Raw genomic sequence first — 15,047 nt, 5'->3', positions numbered from 1 at the left:
CCCGGTGCCGGGCGCATCCGGGGGCTCCGCCCCCGGCACGTCGCGGCGCGCCGCGCTCCCCCGGCGTATTTTCAAAGAGAAGAAGGGCTTGGGGTGCGCTATGCGCTTCTTCTCTTGCCAAATACGCACGGCGCGACACCGGCCACCCGCGCCGTGCCCGGGGTGGCGCGGTTGGCGGGGTTCTGCCGGTTGCCTGCCGTAACGTCCACCTCGGCCACTTTTTGACGAAACTGACGCCCCGGCCCTTTGACACTCCGCCCCCGGCGATTTACTGTGAGAGAAAGTTTAACACTAAACTAGTTGGGAGGAGTCCCCATGGCCGCCCGGAAACCATCCGCCAAGCCGAACGTCTCGCCCGAGGAGCTCAAGCAATACTACCATGACATGCTGCTCATCCGCCGCTTCGAAGAGAAGGCGGGTCAGCTCTATGGCATGGGGCTCATCGGCGGGTTCTGCCACCTCTACATCGGCCAGGAAGCCGTCGTCGTCGGCCTCGAGGCCGCTGCGAGCGAAGGCGACAAGCGCATCACCTCCTACCGCGACCACGGCCACATGCTGGCCTGCGGCATGGACCCCAACGGCGTGATGGCCGAGCTCACCGGCCGCGAGGGCGGCTATTCCAAGGGCAAGGGCGGCTCGATGCACATGTTCAGCCGCGAGAAGCATTTCTACGGCGGCCACGGCATCGTCGGCGCGCAGGTGCCGCTCGGCGCCGGCCTTGCCTTCGCTGACCGCTACCTGGAAAACGACCGCGTGACCTTTGCCTACTTCGGCGACGGCGCCGCCAACCAGGGCCAGGTCTACGAGACCTTCAACATGGCCTCGATCTGGAAGCTTCCGGTGATCTTCGTCATCGAGAACAACCAGTACGCCATGGGCACGGCGCAGAAGCGCTCGACCTCGACCGAGGAAATCTACACCCGCGGCGCGCCCTACGGCATTCCCGGCGAGCTGGTCGACGGCATGGACGTGCTGGCGGTCAAGGAAGCCGGCGAGAAGGCCGTGGCGCACTGCCGCGCCGGCAAGGGCCCCTATATCCTCGAAGTGAAGACCTACCGCTACCGCGGCCACTCCATGTCGGACCCGGCGAAGTACCGGACCCGCGAGGAAGTGCAGAAGATGCGCGACGAGCGCGACCCGATCCAGAGCGTGCGCGAGCTGCTGCTGCAGGGCAAGCACGCCACCGAGGATGACCTCAAGGCGATCGACAAGAACATCAAGGACATCGTGAACGCCTCGGCGGAGTTCTCGAAGGAGAGCCCCGAGCCGGCGCTCGAGGAACTCTGGACCGACATCTACGCCGACGAAGTGCCGCAAGGCGACGCGGTAGAGGCCTGAGGCAGAAGGACCAACCGATATGGCAACCGAAATTCTCATGCCCGCGCTCTCGCCGACCATGGAAGAGGGCACGCTGGCCAAATGGCTGGTGAAAGAGGGTGACACCGTGAGCTCGGGCGACATCCTCGCCGAGATCGAGACCGACAAGGCCACGATGGAGTTCGAGGCGGTCGACGAGGGCATCGTCGGCAAGCTGCTGATCGCCGAGGGCACCGAGGGCGTGAAGGTCAACACCCCGATCGCCGTGCTGGTAGAGGAAGGCGAGGACGCCTCGTCGATCGAGACCTCTTCGGGCGGTGACGCCGCCCCCGCGCCCGCAGCGGAAGAAGCCCCGGCAGCGCCGGTCGAGGCGGCCCCCGCCTCTGCCCCGGCAACCCCCAAGGCCAAGGCGGTCGAGCCCGACTGGCCCGAAGGCACCGAGATGAAGACCCAGACCGTGCGCGAAGCTCTCCGCGACGCCATGGCCGAGGAAATGCGCAACGATCCCAACGTCTTCGTCATGGGCGAGGAAGTGGCGGAATACCAGGGCGCGTATAAGGTGACCCAGGGCCTGCTCGACGAGTTCGGCTCGAAGCGCGTCATCGACACGCCGATCACCGAACACGGCTTTGCCGGCATCGGCGTCGGCGCGGCCTTTGGCGGGCTGAAGCCCATCGTCGAGTTCATGACCTTCAACTTCGCCATGCAGGCGATCGACCAGATCATCAACTCGGCGGCGAAGACGCTTTACATGTCCGGCGGCCAGATGGGTGCGCCGATGGTGTTCCGCGGTCCGAACGGTGCCGCCGCCCGCGTCGGCGCGCAGCACTCCCAGGACTATGCAGCCTGGTACGCGATGGTGCCCGGCCTCAAGGTGGCGATGCCCTACTCGGCCTCCGACGCCAAGGGCCTGCTGAAGAGCGCCATCCGCGACCCGAACCCGGTGATCTTCCTCGAGAACGAGATCCTCTACGGCCGCTCCTTCGACGTGCCGGTCATGGATGACTTCACCGTGCCCTTCGGCAAGGCCCGCATCTGGCGCGAAGGCACCGACGTGACCCTCGTGTCGTTCGGCATCGGCATGACCTACGCCCTCGAGGCGGCGGACAAGCTGGCGGAAGAAGGCATCTCGGCCGAGGTCATCGACCTGCGCACCCTGCGCCCGATCGACTACGGCACCGTCATCGAGTCGGTGAAGAAGACCAACCGCTGCGTGACCGTGGAAGAGGGCTGGCCGGTGGGCTCCATCGGCAACCACCTCTCGGCCTTCATCATGCAGAACGCCTTCGACTGGCTGGACGCCCCGGTGATCAACTGCACCGGCAAGGACGTGCCCATGCCCTACGCGGCGAACCTCGAGAAGCACGCGCTGATCACCACCGCAGAGGTGATCGACGCCGTGAAGCAAGTCACCTACCGGTAAGGAGAGCGTCATGCCCACGGAAATCCTGATGCCCGCGCTGTCCCCCACCATGGAGGAAGGCACGCTGGCCAAATGGCTGGTGAAAGAGGGCGACACGGTCAGCTCGGGTGACATCATCGCCGAGATCGAGACCGACAAGGCGACGATGGAATTCGAAGCCGTCGACGAAGGCACCATCGGCAAGATCCTCATCGAGGCAGGCAGCGAAGGGGTGAAGGTGAACACCCCCATCGCCGTGCTGCTCGAAGAGGGTGAGAGCGCCGACGACATCGACACCTCGGCCCCCAAGGCCGAGGCGAAAGCCGAGGCGCCCAAGGCCGAAGAGGCCAAGGCAGCAGCGGCCACCCCGGCAGCCGGTTCCGCGACCCCTGCCCCGGCAGCGCCCGCCGCGGCCGATGGCACCCGCATCTTCGCCTCGCCTCTGGCCCGCCGCATTGCGGCGGACAAGGGGCTGGACCTGTCGCAGGTCAAGGGCACCGGCCCGCATGGCCGCATCGTCAAGGCCGACGTCGAGGCCGCCAAGCCCGGCGCGGCAGCAGCGCCTGCAGCCGCAGCCGAGACCAAGGCAGCCGAGGCCCCCAAGGCCGCGGCGATGGCCTCGGGTCCATCCTCGGACGCGGTGCGCAAGATGTACGAGGGGCGCGAGTTCGAAGAGGTCAAGCTCGACGGCATGCGCAAGACGGTGGCCAGCCGCCTCACCGAGGCCAAGCAGACCATCCCGCACTTCTACCTGCGCAAGGACATCAAGCTCGACGCGCTGCTCAAGTTCCGCAGCCAGCTGAACAAGCAGCTGGAAGCACGCGGCGTGAAGCTCTCGGTCAACGACTTCATCATCAAGGCCTGTGCCCTGGCGCTGCAGTCGGTGCCGGATGCCAATGCCGTCTGGGCAGGCGATCGGATCTTCAAGCTGAAGCCGTCGGACGTGGCGGTGGCCGTGGCGATCGAGGGTGGTCTCTTCACCCCGGTTCTCAAGGATGCCGAGATGAAGTCGCTCTCTGCCCTCTCGGCCGAGATGAAGGACCTCGCCGGCCGGGCCCGGAACAAGAAGCTCGCGCCGCATGAATACATCGGTGGCAGCTTCGCGATCTCCAACCTCGGCATGTATGGCATCGACAACTTCGACGCGGTGATCAACCCGCCGCATGGCGCGATCCTCGCCGTGGGCGCGGGCGTCAAGAAGCCCGTCGTCGGCGCCGATGGCGAGCTGGCCGTGGCGACGGTGATGTCGGTGACGCTCTCGGTCGACCACCGGGTCATCGACGGCGCGCTCGGTGCCGAGCTGCTGCAGGCGATCGCCGACAACCTCGAGAACCCGATGGTGATGCTCGCCTGATCCGGGCGCATCGCTGGAATAAGAAACGGCCCCACTGCAAAGTGGGGCCGTTTTTCTTTCCAGCGTTTCGAGAGCCGAAAGCCCTCTAGAAAAGAAAAAAAGCGCGGACCCACCGGCCCGCGCCCCTTTTCAGTCAGCTCGATGCGTTTACTGCATCGCGCTCTCGAGGAAGTCCGCCACGACGTTCGACATATCGAAGGACGCGCCGCCCTGCACCGGCGGGTATTCCGCCAGCGTCTGCAGGTGCTGGCCCATGAGCACGCTCATCGGCTGCATCAGCCACGAGACCTTCTGCATCAGGTGCCCGTAGGCGTCGGTGCTGCTGTAGCTTTCGAAGGGATCCATGCGGATGTTGAACACCAGCGGCGCGGTGCGCGCCTCGAGGCTGTCGTAGTAATCCTCCTTGGTGGAGAAGTGGAACTTCCACGGCCCCATGCGCACGGCGGTCAGCTTGCTTTCGTAGTAGTAGAAGATGTTGTTGCGGGCCGAGTGATCCTGCTCTCCCATCCAGTACGGCAGGTTGTTCAGCCCGTCGATGTACTGCTGCTTCTCTTCCATGACCTCGGCGGCCACGTCCTCGATCCCGGCGGCGGCGGCCAGCGAGGTGAACATGTCCTGGTGGCCCTGGATGCCGTTGAGAATCTCGCCCTCGGGCAGGTGTCCCGGCCAGCGGATCATCGACGGCACGCGCACGCCGCCCTCGTAGGTGGTCATCTTCTCGCCGCGGAACGGCGAGGTGCCGCCATGCGGCCAGGAGTTGTGCTCGGGGCCGTTGTCGGTCGAGTACCAGACGATGGTGTTGTCGGAGAGCCCCTGCTCGTCGAGCCAATCGAGGACCATGCCGATGTCATGATCGTGCTGCAGCATCCCCGAGCCATAGAGATCGGCCTCGGAAGTGTATTCCTCGGCAGCGTAGCGCCATTCGTCGTTGAGCCGCGTGTAAAGGTGCATGCGGCTGGTGTTGAGCCAGACGAAGAAGGGCTCGCCCGCCTCCTTGGCAGCGGACATGAAGTCGATCGCCAGCGGCAGCACCTCTTCCTCGTCGAACATCTTCATCCGCTCCTGCGTCAGCGGGCCGGTGTCCTCGATGGTCTGCATGCCGATCTTGCCGAAGCGCGGCTGCTCGGTGGGGTCGTCGGTCTCGGAGGCGAAGGAGTGGATCACCCCGCGCGTCCCGAACTGCTCCTCATAGGCCTCGAGCGAGCCCGAGAAGGCCTCGCCGAAGCGCTGGTAGTCGCGCTGCTCGGCCTCTTCCTGGGTGTTGAGGTGGTAGAGGTTGCCGAAGAACTCGTCGAAGCCATGCACCGTCGGCAGGTGCTCGTTGCGGTCGCCGAGGTGGTTCTTGCCGAAATGCCCTGTGCGGTAGCCGATCTGCTTCAGCTCTTCGGCCAACGTCGGCGAGGCGGCCTGCAGCCCGAGCGCCGAGCCCGGCTGGCCCACCGTCGTCATGCCCGAGCGGATCGGATATTGGCCGGTGATGAAGGCGGCGCGGCCCGCGGTACAGCTCGGTTGCGCGTAGTGGTCGGTGAAGCGGATGCCCTCTTCGGCGATCCGGTCGATGTTGGGCGTGGTGTAGCCCATGGTGCCCATCCCGTAGGCCGAGACGTTTTGCCAGCCGATGTCGTCACCCCAGATCACCAGGATGTTCGGCTTTTCGGTTTGATCCTGCGCCACCGCGGGGGCCGCGAGCCCGAAAACGGCCAGCGGTATCGCCAGAATATATGGCCTCAACATCACTTTTCTCCAATTTGCCAACTACTTGGAATCAATTTCCCAAGGGTAAGCTAACACGCCATTTACACATCACCTCATCACAATGTGACCTCCCGAGCAATTTTCTGCCACTGCAGCAGGACGTTAGCCTTCATGCCTTCGCCCGACGATCCGCGGACGAGCGACCGGCTGCCAATACGGCATGCGCTGCCTGCATGGCGAGGTTGCGCAAGCGTCGCTTGTGAAGATGCGCCGAAACCATACCATTGAAACCGTGCTGCAGTGCGGCGGGCGAGTCCCGCCCCCGCGCTCCGGCACTCCCGACATTCGACATCCGATCCGCGGAGCTGCGACATGGCCACCCAAGACCGTCAGGGCCGTCTGACGATCCTCTCGCTGGCGCTCGGCGCCTTTGCAATCGGCGTCTCCGAGTTCGCCGCCATGGGCCTGCTGCCCTATTACGCCGCCGATCTTGTGGTGAGCGAGCCCGACGCCGGCCACGCGGTGAGCGCCTATGCGCTCGGCGTGGTCGTCGGCGCGCCGGTGCTGGCGGTGCTGGGCTCGCTGATCCCGCGCAAGCTGCTGCTGATCCTGCTGATCTGCTTCTTCGGGCTCGGCAACTTGCTCTCGGCCATGGCGCCGAACCTGACGATGCTGATCGCCGGGCGTTTCCTTGCCGGTCTGCCGCATGGTGCCTTCCTCGGCATCTCGATGCTCTTTGCCGCCGAGTTCTCGCCCGAGGGCCGCAAGGCGCGCGGCGTGGCGCAGGTGCTGATGGGGCTGACGCTGGCCAATGTGATCGGCGTACCGCTGGCGGGTGCCGCGGGTCAGGTCTTTGGCTGGCGGCTCTGCTTCGTGGTCACCACCGGCATCGCCGCCGTCTCGGCGCTGCTGATCGCCCGTCTTGCCCCGAACGTGCAGTCCGGCCCCATGCCCAGCCCCCTGCGCGAGCTCTCGGCGCTGGCCAACCGCGCGGTGTGGATGACGCTGCTGGTCGGCGCGATCGGCTTCGGCGGGGTCTTTGCCGTCTATTCCTACTTCTCCGCCGCCATGCTCGAGGCCACCGACGCCCCCGCCTGGGCGATCCCCGCGGCGCTCTCGGCCTTCGGTGTCGGAGGCGTCCTCGGCAACCTGATCGCCGGGCGCCTCGCAGACTGGTCGCGGCTCGGCGGCGCGCTGCTGCTTCTGGCAGGCATGGTGCTGATGTCGCTACTTTATTCCGCGGTGATCGGCGACTGGATGATGATGGGCCTGTCGCTCTTCCTGCTGGGAACGACCGCCAGTCTCGCCATCCCGCTGCAGATGCGACTGATGGACGTGGCCGGCGAGGCCCAGACCCTTGCCGCGGCGCTCAACCATGCCGCCTTCAACGCCGCCAACGCACTGGGGCCGTTCCTTGCCGGGCGCGCGCTTGCCGCGGGCCACGGCTGGAATGCCACCGGCCAGGTCGGCGCGGCGCTGGCCGCGGGCGGGATCGTGATGCTGGGGTTGGCGTGGATGGAAAGCCGCAGCCGCACGCGCCGGGTCATGCCGGCCGTGGTGGCGGGAGCCTGAGCCCGGGCGGATCGGCGCCCCCTCCAAAGCAAAAGGCGCGGCCCCAAGGGACCGCGCCTTTCTCAATTCCCCAAGGCCCGTTCTCAGTCGCTGCAGTTGCAGCCGGTCAGCTTCTGGTCCATCGAGCGCGAGGGCTGGTCGCAACCCGCCTCGCCGACGATCTTCGCCGGCACCCCGGCGACGGTCTTGCAGGGCGGTACCTCGGCCAGCACCACCGAGCCCGCCGCGATGCGCGAGCGGTCGCCCACCTTGATATTCCCGAGCACCTTCGCCCCGGCACCGATCAGCACGCCGTTGCCGATCTTCGGGTGACGGTCCTCGTCCTCCTTGCCGGTGCCGCCGAGCGTCACCGAGTGCAGGATCGACACGTCGTCGCCGACCACTGCCGTCTCGCCGATGACGATCGAATGGGCGTGGTCGATCATGATGCCCTTGCCGATCTTCGCGGCCGGGTGGATGTCGACGCCGAACACCTCGGACGAGCGCATCTGGAAGAAATACGACAGGTCACGCCGGCCCTGGTTCCACAGCCAATGCGCCACGCGCTGGCTCTGGACCGCCTGGAACCCCTTGAAGTAGAGCAGCGGCTGCAGGTAGCGGTGGCAGGCCGGGTCGCGCTCGAAGGTGGCCTGGATATCCGCCCGCGCCTTCAGCGCCAGCGAGGGATCCGAGCTGTAGGCCTCGTCGCAGATTTCGCGCAGGATCTGTTCGGACATCTCGCCGTTCGCCAGTTTCAGCGAGATGCGGTAGGCCAGTGCCCGCTCGATGGTCGGGTGGTGCAGGATGGAAATGTGCACCGACCCGCCCAGCAGCGGCTCGGCGGCGACAACCTCTTCGGCCTCGCGGACGATGCGGGCCCAGACGGGATCCAGTTCGGCGATCTTGGCGCGGGTCTTGGCCATGGGAGTCCTCCTTGAGTTGCCGCCACTCTAGCAGATAGCCGGCGCGGGTCGAAATGCAAAACCGTGATCTAGGGGATCGCGGCCGGAGATGAAAGCCCCCTCCCGGTGCCGCTCAGGCCGAGAGCACCAGCCGCGCGAAGGGACCGGCCCCGTAGCGCGCCGAGACCTGCGCCACCTGCACCTCGTAGAGCCCTGTCAGCCCGTCCTGCGCAGAATCGTAATCCCATGTGGGCGCATCGCAAAATGTCTCGCGGATCAGCATTTCGCCCTGCACCACGCGCAGGAGATAGCGTTCGCTCTCCTCGCCGAGCGGCACCTCGGGCAGCCCCCAGTCGTCGCCCTCGAGGCGGGTGCGCCGGATCCAGCTCAGGGACCGCGCCGTACCGCCCGCCATGGCCGCGCGCAGATGCGCCGGGCGGTACGGCCTGAGGCCGTTGCCGTCGAAGGCAAGCTCCCGGTGCACGTAGCTCGCATCGTCGTAGCCGCGCGTCGCCGGCCCGATCCGGTAGTGCCGCGCCTGTCGCCTCTGCGCCGGTGTCAACGCGATCTGCTGCGGCGCCCCGTCGAGCAGCACCACCCAGGACCCCGCCGGCCAGACCTCGGGCATGGTCCCGTCGCTGCCCGCCTGCCCGCGCAGCCGGTGCGAGAGCCGCCAGCGTCCGGGCTCCAGCAGCTCGGCGTCTCGGAACTGGAAGACCTCCCAATTCCCCGGCGTGCCGTCGCCGATCGCCATGACGTTCGCCCCGCCGAGCAGCGCCGCGTCGGAAACCGTCTGCAGCGCCCCCGAGCGCAGGGCGATCTGCAGCCCGTCACCTCGGTCGATCCGCCCGGCGGGCGCGGCGGCAAGCGGGGTCTCGGTGACCCCGACCGTCGCCCGCGCGGCGATGACCTCGCTCAGCCCGTAGTCCGCATCCGAGGCACTGTCATAGACCGCCACGCGGCCCGGCCAGGGGGTCGCGGTCACCGCGAGGTGCGGTGCATGCGGCACCTCCTCGCCGCTCAGCAGCGGCAGGTCGAGGAAGAGCGGCAGCACCGGCACCGGCGCCGCGACGGGGCGGAGCACGGGATCGCTCTCGCCCAGGTCGGCCGGAAGGTAGGTGTCGGGCTCGATGCACACCGCCTCGATCTTCTGGTGCGCGCCGATCTCTACCCGGTCGATGCGCGCGCGCAGGGGACCAGAGGCACCGGGCAGTTCGACGATATCCCCCGCCCCAAGCGCCGTTTGCGAAGGCGGCAAAGCAAAGCGCAGCGTCTCGCGGGCAATCCGCGCCTCGGCCAGCCAGCGCTCGAGCACCATGCGCCCCTCGGCCCGGGTCAGCGCCAGCGGCCATTCGGTCTCGGCGACGCCATGGGTCTGCGCATCCGGCAACACCACCTCCTCGCCCGAAACCACGTGATCGCCATCGGCCTCGACAAAGCGCAGCCTGAGCCGCCCCGCCATCTCGGCATCGGCGGCGCGGATGCGCAGCAGATCGCCTTCCTCCGACGGATCATGCACCAGCGCCGCCGGGTCGAGCGGCACCGCCCCGCGCCCCCGCCGCGGCAGGAAGACCAGCGCGCCGTCGCGCTCGATCGCATCCACCCCATGCGCCAGCAAGAGCGGCTGCAACACGCCGCGCGCGTCACTCACCCGGTCGAGCTGATACCCCCGCACCCAGCCCCAGAGGCGGCTCACATCGACGTCCTCAACCCCCGAGCGCGCGCAGATCTCCGCCACCACCGAGGCCAGCGTCCGCCCCGAGGCACGGCCGTTCAGCCAGTGTCCGCGCCGGTAGTTGCCGCCGTCGCTCCACTGCTCCGAGAGCCCCGGGAACCACGGGTAAGCCCGCGCATCCCAGGCCCAAACCAGCGCCCGCGACATGTCCAGCATCGGCGCGTCATAGACCTCCGAGACCGGGTTGTTGGCGGGATCGTCCCAATGGGCATGCACCGCGCGCAGATACTGCCGCTGCATAAGTTCGTCGCGCAAACCATTGGAATAATGCGGAAGAAGGCTCTCCGAGCTTTTCGGATCAAGGAACTTGTTGGGCTGGTTCGCGCCCTTGTCGAGCGCGGCGCAGCCAAGCTCGGTGAACCAGATCGGCTTGCTCTGCGGCTCCCAGCCGGTGGGCAGCGCCTGCCTCACGCCGCCGATCCGCTCGTGGTGCAGGTTCGACCACCAGCCGCGCAGGTCCTTGTACCGATAGACCCAGGGCTCGCCATGCGCGCCGTCGGTGATCGGCACCCGGCGCTGCGCATCGCGGGCCTCGGGCGTGGGATAGTACCAGTCGAAGCCCTCGCCGCCCTCGACATTGCCCATGAGGTAATCGGGGCTGTAGATCGCGCCCCAGCCCGCATCCGCGTGATCCGCGCCGTCGCGCCAGTCGGCCAGCGGCATGTAGTTGTCGATGCCGATGAAGTCGATCTGCGGGTCGCTCCACAGCGGGTCGAGGTGGAAATAGACGTCGCCCGAACCGTCCTGCGGGTGGTAGCCGAAATACTCGCTCCAGTCGGCAGCGTAGCCGATCTTCACCGCCGACCCCAGCAGCACCCGGCACTCCGCCGCCAGTGCCCGCAGCGCCTGTACCGCCGGGAACCCCGCTGCGCCGCGGATCTGCGTCAGCCCGCGCATCTCCGAGCCGATGCAGAAGGCCGAGACCCCACCCGCCGCCGCGCAGAGCGCCGCCTGATGCAGGATGAAACGGCGGAAGGACCATTCCTCCGGGCCGGAGTAGCTGACCGCGCCGCCCGACACGAAAAAATCCGCCGCCGCGGCGGTTCCGAAGAAGGCCGCCACCTCGGCCTCCGCCATCGCCGTGCCGTCCGGCGATCCGTTCACCCCGGGCGCGAGGCTCGACGTGATCCGCCCCCGCCACGGCAACGCGGGCTGGCCCTCGGTCCCGGTCCACGGGTCGGGCAGCGCATTGCCCACCATCTGGTCCATCAGCACGAAGGGGTAATAAACCACCTCAAGCCCGCGCGCCGCCATCTCCTGCAGAGCCTCGATCACCGCGGCGTCGGCGGGGGTGCCGCCGTAGACCGGGCGCCCCTCGAGCTGCGGCACAAGCTGTGCCGCGCCGCGGTCCAGTCCGGCAACCCGCCACGGCATCTGCGCCGAGTCCCAGTCCCCCTGCTCGACCTTCGGACGAATCGAACAGGCCCCGCAGCGCAGGTCGTCGCCGAACCAGCTCACCACCAGCGAGGCAGCGCGGCACTCGGGCAGCTCATCGCGGAGCTGGTCCAGAGAGACGAGGAAATCCGGCAGCTCTGCGGGCGTGCTGAGGTTCACCGCCGCCTGCGCGCCATTGCCGTGATCGAGGTACACCGGCCGCGTCGCCAGCGCATATTCCCCGGTGCCGGGGATCATCGCCACGCCGCGGATGGCCAGCGGCACGTCCTGCGGATCGCCAAGCTCGGGCCGCGTCACCTCGAAGCTGAATTGCGGCACGCGGTTGCCGAAACGCTCGAGCATCAGCTCCTCGATGACCACGTAGGCGGTGCCGCGATAGGCCGGGACCAGCCCCGCACCCTCCACCGCCTCCATCTTCGGATCGGGCAGCTGATCGCGGCTGCCGGTATAGACGCGCATGTTGAGATCGCGCGGGGCGATCTCGGCGCCATCAGCCCAGACCCGGCCGACGCCGGTGATCTCGCCCTCGCAGAGCGCCAGCGCGAGGCTCACCGAATAGCTGTGTTGCTTGACCGTGGTCTCGCTGCGCGGGCTGCCCTTGCCGCCGCCAACCCTCTCCTTGCGGACGTGCTCGGTGAAGTCCGTCGCCCAGATCACCTGCCCGCCAACGCGCATCCGGCCCCAGACCTGCGGGATCGCCGCACCCTCGCCGGCGCCCGCCAGGCGAAAGCGCTCGATCCGGCCGGTCTCGACGGTTTCCGAGCCCGCGCCCATCAGCCGCTGGTCGATCGCCCGCCCGAGGCCCGCGCCGAGGAATCGCCCCACGGCGGTCATCGACAGGCCGAGCACCGAGCCGCCCATGCTGCTGCCAAGCGCCGCCCCGGCGGCGGAAAGGAGGATCGTCGCCATCAGGTCTTCTCCGTCGGAAAGGCAAAACGCGCCGCCAGACGGCGTCGCCACGGCGCGCTGAGCGCGCTTTCGATCACCCCGTGACCGCTGTAGGCATGGATGAACCGCGCGCCGACCCCGGCCTGCGCCTCAATCCCGAGATGCTTGGCCACTGCGCCCTCGCGCATGCGAAAGAGCAGCACGTCGCCTGGGGCCGCGTCGTCGAGGGCCTTCGGGTGCAGGTGCCGCAATGCCGCGCGCAGCAGCGCCTCGTCGCCCTGCGGCTCGGACCAGTCGCGGCTGTAGGGCGGAACCACTTCGGGTTCCGCGCCGATCACCTCGCGCCAAACCCCGCGCAGAAGGCCGAGGCAATCGCAGCCCGCTCCTTTCACCGAGGCCTGGTGCAGGTAGGGCGTACCAATCCAGCCACGCGCCGCTGCGACGATCCGCGTCCCGCTCATCGCCGCGATCCCCCGTCCGCCCGCGCCGATCGGCTGGCGTGAACGAGCATCCAGTCGTCCTCGGGGATGTCCGGGAAACCCTGGAAGTTGAGCAGGTTGTCGAACTTGAGCCGACAGCTTTCCATGCGCTTGTCGCAGCCCGCGGTGACCCGGCAGAGGTCTCCGGGCTGCAATTCCGCACGCAAAGGCTCCCAAAGTTCGATCACCCGCTGCCCACCATCGGTCCTGTCCCGCTTGACCGCGGCGGCGAGCCCCTTACCCGCGCCGTCCAGAACCTCGAGCCGACCGCGCGCGAACCAGCCCGGCTCGAACTCCGCAAGCACACCGAACTGGAAGCGCCGCCGGTCCGAGACCGCCAGCGCCGGTCCCTCGTGGACAAACCCCGGCGTGCCGAGGTCGAACCGGCACGCCGCATCCGCCAGCACCGCCGAGCAGGGTTTCTGGTAGATCCGCCCCAGCGGCACGTTCAGCGCCTCGGTGAGCCCGCGCAGCTCGGCGTGAAACGCCCCGTCGCCGCGGCGGATTTCGCCGAGCGTGCCACGGAACATCACCCGGCGCTGCGACACCTCGGCCCAGTTCACCAGCCAGACCAACAGATCGGCCCCGTCAAAGCGCCCGGCATCGATCTCCGCCTCGGACAGCGCCGCATCCGAGAGCGCCCCCATCGCCTCGCTGTTGTCGACCGAAAGCCCGGTACCCTGCTGCAGCGCCAGCGCGCTCAGCCCGGACCCGGCGCGAAACACCAGCCCGTCGAAGGACAAATCCCGGTCGTGGTCTGTGAAGCCGTAGCGCGTGCCATCGGCCCGGGTCAGCGCCCAGCAGCGCGCCACGGTGGTCAGCCCGCCCGCAAGATGGGCATGAAGCTCCGCCGCACCCATCAGACCCGCACCTCGATGACCGGCACATCGGGCACCTGCCCGGCCTGGAAGCTGGCGACCGAGACGCTGATCCGGTCGGAGTCGAAGCGCACCGGCACGTCGAATTCGAACCCCGCGCTGACCTCGACCCCGGCGAGCGGCGGCTCGGCAAAGGTAATGAGCCCCGTCGCAAGGTCGACCTCGAAATGCACGCCCTCGCGCATCTCCACGTCCTGCACCGCCGCGAGTACCGTCCCCGCGACCGGCTTGGCAATGGGCCGCGCGTAGCTGGCACCGCCCGAGCGGTAGGTCTTGATCAGCTGAAAGACGCGCGTCACCCCGTCGCCATGGGCGATCACCTGGTCGCCCGCCGAGACGGTGCCCGAAGGCAGGCAGGACTTGTAGTCTGACCAGTCCTTCCAGCGGAACCCGTAGAGCTGGCCGCGCCGCGCCTCGAAGAAGGCCAGCAACTGCGCGATATCGTCGAGCGAGCGCAGCCCGAGACCGGCGTCAAAGCGCCGCCGCGACTGCGCCCAGGGGGTGTTGCGCTCCTCATGGCCCGAGCGCAGCTCGACCACGTCGGTGCGCCGCTCCGGCCCGCCCATTGCGCCGAAGCTGAGATCGGCGGGAAATCGTGTCTCGTGAAAGCTCATGGTGCCTCCTCAGCGGTTGCGCGCGCCCTGGCTCAGCGCCCGGCTCATCTGCGCGGCAATCTGCGAACGGCTGCGCTGGAAGCCCTGCACGTCGGGCGTCTGGATGTTCATCACCACGTTCACCGCCGGGCCACGCCCCTCGGCGCGCACGCCAAGCCGGCCGTCAGCGCCGCGCGACAGCGGCAGGATCGCCTCGGGCCCCGCCTCGCCCATCAGCCCGGTGCCGCCGCGCATAGGGAACCGCACCGGCCCGCTGACCACGCCGCCGCTGGCAAAGGGCATGACCCGCCCCTGGCTGAAGGCACCGCCCTGCGCGAAGGGCGAGAAGGCCCCCATGAGCTGCGTCACTCCCGCCGCCAGCGCGCCGCCAAGATGGTCGGTCACCGGCTGCACTGCGGCGCGATAGGCGCTGTCGAGCACGCTGCGGGCAACCCGCTCCAGCGCCTCCGAGGCGCGCATCCCGTCGAACACCACCCCGTCGAAGGCCCGCGCGAGCCCGCGGCTGATCGTGCCCTCGAGCTTCGCGGCGCCGCGGCCGGTGGCCGACAATGTCTCGTGAATGCGTTTCAGTTCCGCGTCGAAGCCGGCCGCCATGGCGGCCGCGCCGCCGAGCCCGGCCTCGAGATCGGCCATGGCGCGGTCAAGCTCGTCGACCCCCTCGAAATCACTCATCACCCGTCTCCCTCTGCGCCCTGCGGCGCCTCCCGGTCCGGGAAGGCCGCGATCAACTCCTCGAGCCGCGCCCGCCCCATCGCGGGCGCGCCGCTCTGCTCGCCCAGCATCAGCCGCAGCTCCGCCGGGGTGAGCGCCCAGAACTCCGCCGGGCGCAGCCCGAGG

The 15,047-nt window shown here is 68.3% G+C and carries 12 protein-coding genes; 4 read left to right on the top strand and 8 right to left on the bottom strand.

What is annotated here, in order from left to right:
- Positions 1 to 315: 315 nt before the first annotated feature.
- Genes pdhA through CLG85_RS25630 form a run of 3 tightly spaced genes read left to right on the top strand, consistent with a single transcriptional unit; the run spans position 316 to position 4,073 of the window.
- Positions 316 to 1,338, top strand: a complete 1,023-nt coding sequence (gene pdhA, locus CLG85_RS25640) for a pyruvate dehydrogenase (acetyl-transferring) E1 component subunit alpha (RefSeq protein WP_095883780.1) — start codon at positions 316 to 318, stop codon at positions 1,336 to 1,338.
- Positions 1,339 to 1,357: 19 nt separating this feature from the next.
- Positions 1,358 to 2,740, top strand: a complete 1,383-nt coding sequence (locus tag CLG85_RS25635) for a pyruvate dehydrogenase complex E1 component subunit beta (RefSeq protein WP_260350250.1) — start codon at positions 1,358 to 1,360, stop codon at positions 2,738 to 2,740.
- Positions 2,741 to 2,750: 10 nt separating this feature from the next.
- Complete coding sequence (locus tag CLG85_RS25630; RefSeq protein ID WP_224846500.1) at positions 2,751 to 4,073, top strand: pyruvate dehydrogenase complex dihydrolipoamide acetyltransferase; 1,323 nt, start codon at positions 2,751 to 2,753, stop codon at positions 4,071 to 4,073.
- Between the two features lie 147 nt (positions 4,074 to 4,220).
- Here CLG85_RS25630 and CLG85_RS25625 read toward each other — a convergent pair whose 3' ends face one another.
- The gene (locus CLG85_RS25625) at positions 4,221 to 5,807 is read right to left on the bottom strand and encodes an arylsulfatase (RefSeq protein ID WP_095883721.1); all 1,587 of its coding nucleotides are present in this window, start codon (positions 5,805 to 5,807) and stop codon (positions 4,221 to 4,223) included.
- Positions 5,808 to 6,140: 333 nt separating this feature from the next.
- On the opposite strand from CLG85_RS25625, the gene CLG85_RS25620 reads away from it, so the two are divergent.
- On the top strand, positions 6,141 to 7,340 hold the full coding sequence (locus CLG85_RS25620; RefSeq protein WP_260350249.1) for an MFS transporter: 1,200 nt from the start codon (positions 6,141 to 6,143) through the stop codon (positions 7,338 to 7,340).
- An 83-nt stretch (positions 7,341 to 7,423) separates the two neighbouring features.
- Here the strand turns inward: CLG85_RS25620 and cysE are convergent, their stop codons facing one another.
- From cysE to CLG85_RS25585, 7 genes are all read right to left on the bottom strand, one after another.
- Positions 7,424 to 8,242, bottom strand: coding sequence for a serine O-acetyltransferase (cysE, locus tag CLG85_RS25615; protein ID WP_095883888.1), 819 nt, complete (start codon positions 8,240 to 8,242; stop codon positions 7,424 to 7,426).
- A 112-nt stretch (positions 8,243 to 8,354) separates the two neighbouring features.
- Positions 8,355 to 12,260, bottom strand: coding sequence for a baseplate multidomain protein megatron (locus CLG85_RS25610; protein WP_260350248.1), 3,906 nt, complete (start codon positions 12,258 to 12,260; stop codon positions 8,355 to 8,357).
- Positions 12,260 to 12,700, bottom strand: coding sequence for an NlpC/P60 family protein (locus CLG85_RS25605; RefSeq protein WP_095883889.1), 441 nt, complete (start codon positions 12,698 to 12,700; stop codon positions 12,260 to 12,262). The genes CLG85_RS25610 and CLG85_RS25605 overlap by 1 nt, the downstream gene beginning before the upstream one ends.
- Complete coding sequence (locus CLG85_RS25600) at positions 12,697 to 13,578, bottom strand: phage/gene transfer agent baseplate hub protein (protein ID WP_095883890.1); 882 nt, start codon at positions 13,576 to 13,578, stop codon at positions 12,697 to 12,699. Before CLG85_RS25600 ends, CLG85_RS25605 begins: the two co-directional genes overlap by 4 nt.
- The gene (locus CLG85_RS25595; protein ID WP_095883891.1) at positions 13,578 to 14,210 is read right to left on the bottom strand and encodes a DUF2460 domain-containing protein; all 633 of its coding nucleotides are present in this window, start codon (positions 14,208 to 14,210) and stop codon (positions 13,578 to 13,580) included. The genes CLG85_RS25600 and CLG85_RS25595 overlap by 1 nt, the downstream gene beginning before the upstream one ends.
- A gap of 9 nt (positions 14,211 to 14,219) precedes the next feature.
- Positions 14,220 to 14,882, bottom strand: coding sequence for an RcGTA-type gene transfer agent tail tape measure protein (locus CLG85_RS25590; protein WP_260350247.1), 663 nt, complete (start codon positions 14,880 to 14,882; stop codon positions 14,220 to 14,222).
- Positions 14,882 to 15,047 (bottom strand): phage tail assembly chaperone (locus CLG85_RS25585; protein ID WP_260350251.1); only part of this gene is annotated, 166 nt, incomplete at its 5' end. The genes CLG85_RS25590 and CLG85_RS25585, both read right to left, overlap by 1 nt.

The organism is Alloyangia mangrovi, from assembly GCF_002300555.2.
Lineage (GTDB): Bacteria > Pseudomonadota > Alphaproteobacteria > Rhodobacterales > Rhodobacteraceae > Salipiger > Salipiger mangrovi.
The sequence above is the reverse complement of the archived record's forward strand: the minus strand, read 5'-3'. Positions and strand labels throughout refer to the sequence as shown.

Coding starts and splice junctions, on each gene's coding strand:
- CLG85_RS25605 (WP_095883889.1), bottom strand. CDS start 12,700: ATGAGCGGGACGCGGATCGTCGCAGCGGCGCGTGGCTGGATTGGTACG.
- CLG85_RS25625 (WP_095883721.1), bottom strand. CDS start 5,807: ATGTTGAGGCCATATATTCTGGCGATACCGCTGGCCGTTTTCGGGCTC.
- CLG85_RS25590 (WP_260350247.1), bottom strand. CDS start 14,882: ATGAGTGATTTCGAGGGGGTCGACGAGCTTGACCGCGCCATGGCCGAT.
- cysE (WP_095883888.1), bottom strand. CDS start 8,242: ATGGCCAAGACCCGCGCCAAGATCGCCGAACTGGATCCCGTCTGGGCC.
- CLG85_RS25595 (WP_095883891.1), bottom strand. CDS start 14,210: ATGAGCTTTCACGAGACACGATTTCCCGCCGATCTCAGCTTCGGCGCA.
- CLG85_RS25630 (WP_224846500.1), top strand. CDS start 2,751: ATGCCCACGGAAATCCTGATGCCCGCGCTGTCCCCCACCATGGAGGAA.
- CLG85_RS25610 (WP_260350248.1), bottom strand. CDS start 12,260: ATGGCGACGATCCTCCTTTCCGCCGCCGGGGCGGCGCTTGGCAGCAGC.
- CLG85_RS25635 (WP_260350250.1), top strand. CDS start 1,358: ATGGCAACCGAAATTCTCATGCCCGCGCTCTCGCCGACCATGGAAGAG.
- pdhA (WP_095883780.1), top strand. CDS start 316: ATGGCCGCCCGGAAACCATCCGCCAAGCCGAACGTCTCGCCCGAGGAG.
- CLG85_RS25600 (WP_095883890.1), bottom strand. CDS start 13,578: ATGGGTGCGGCGGAGCTTCATGCCCATCTTGCGGGCGGGCTGACCACC.
- CLG85_RS25620 (WP_260350249.1), top strand. CDS start 6,141: ATGGCCACCCAAGACCGTCAGGGCCGTCTGACGATCCTCTCGCTGGCG.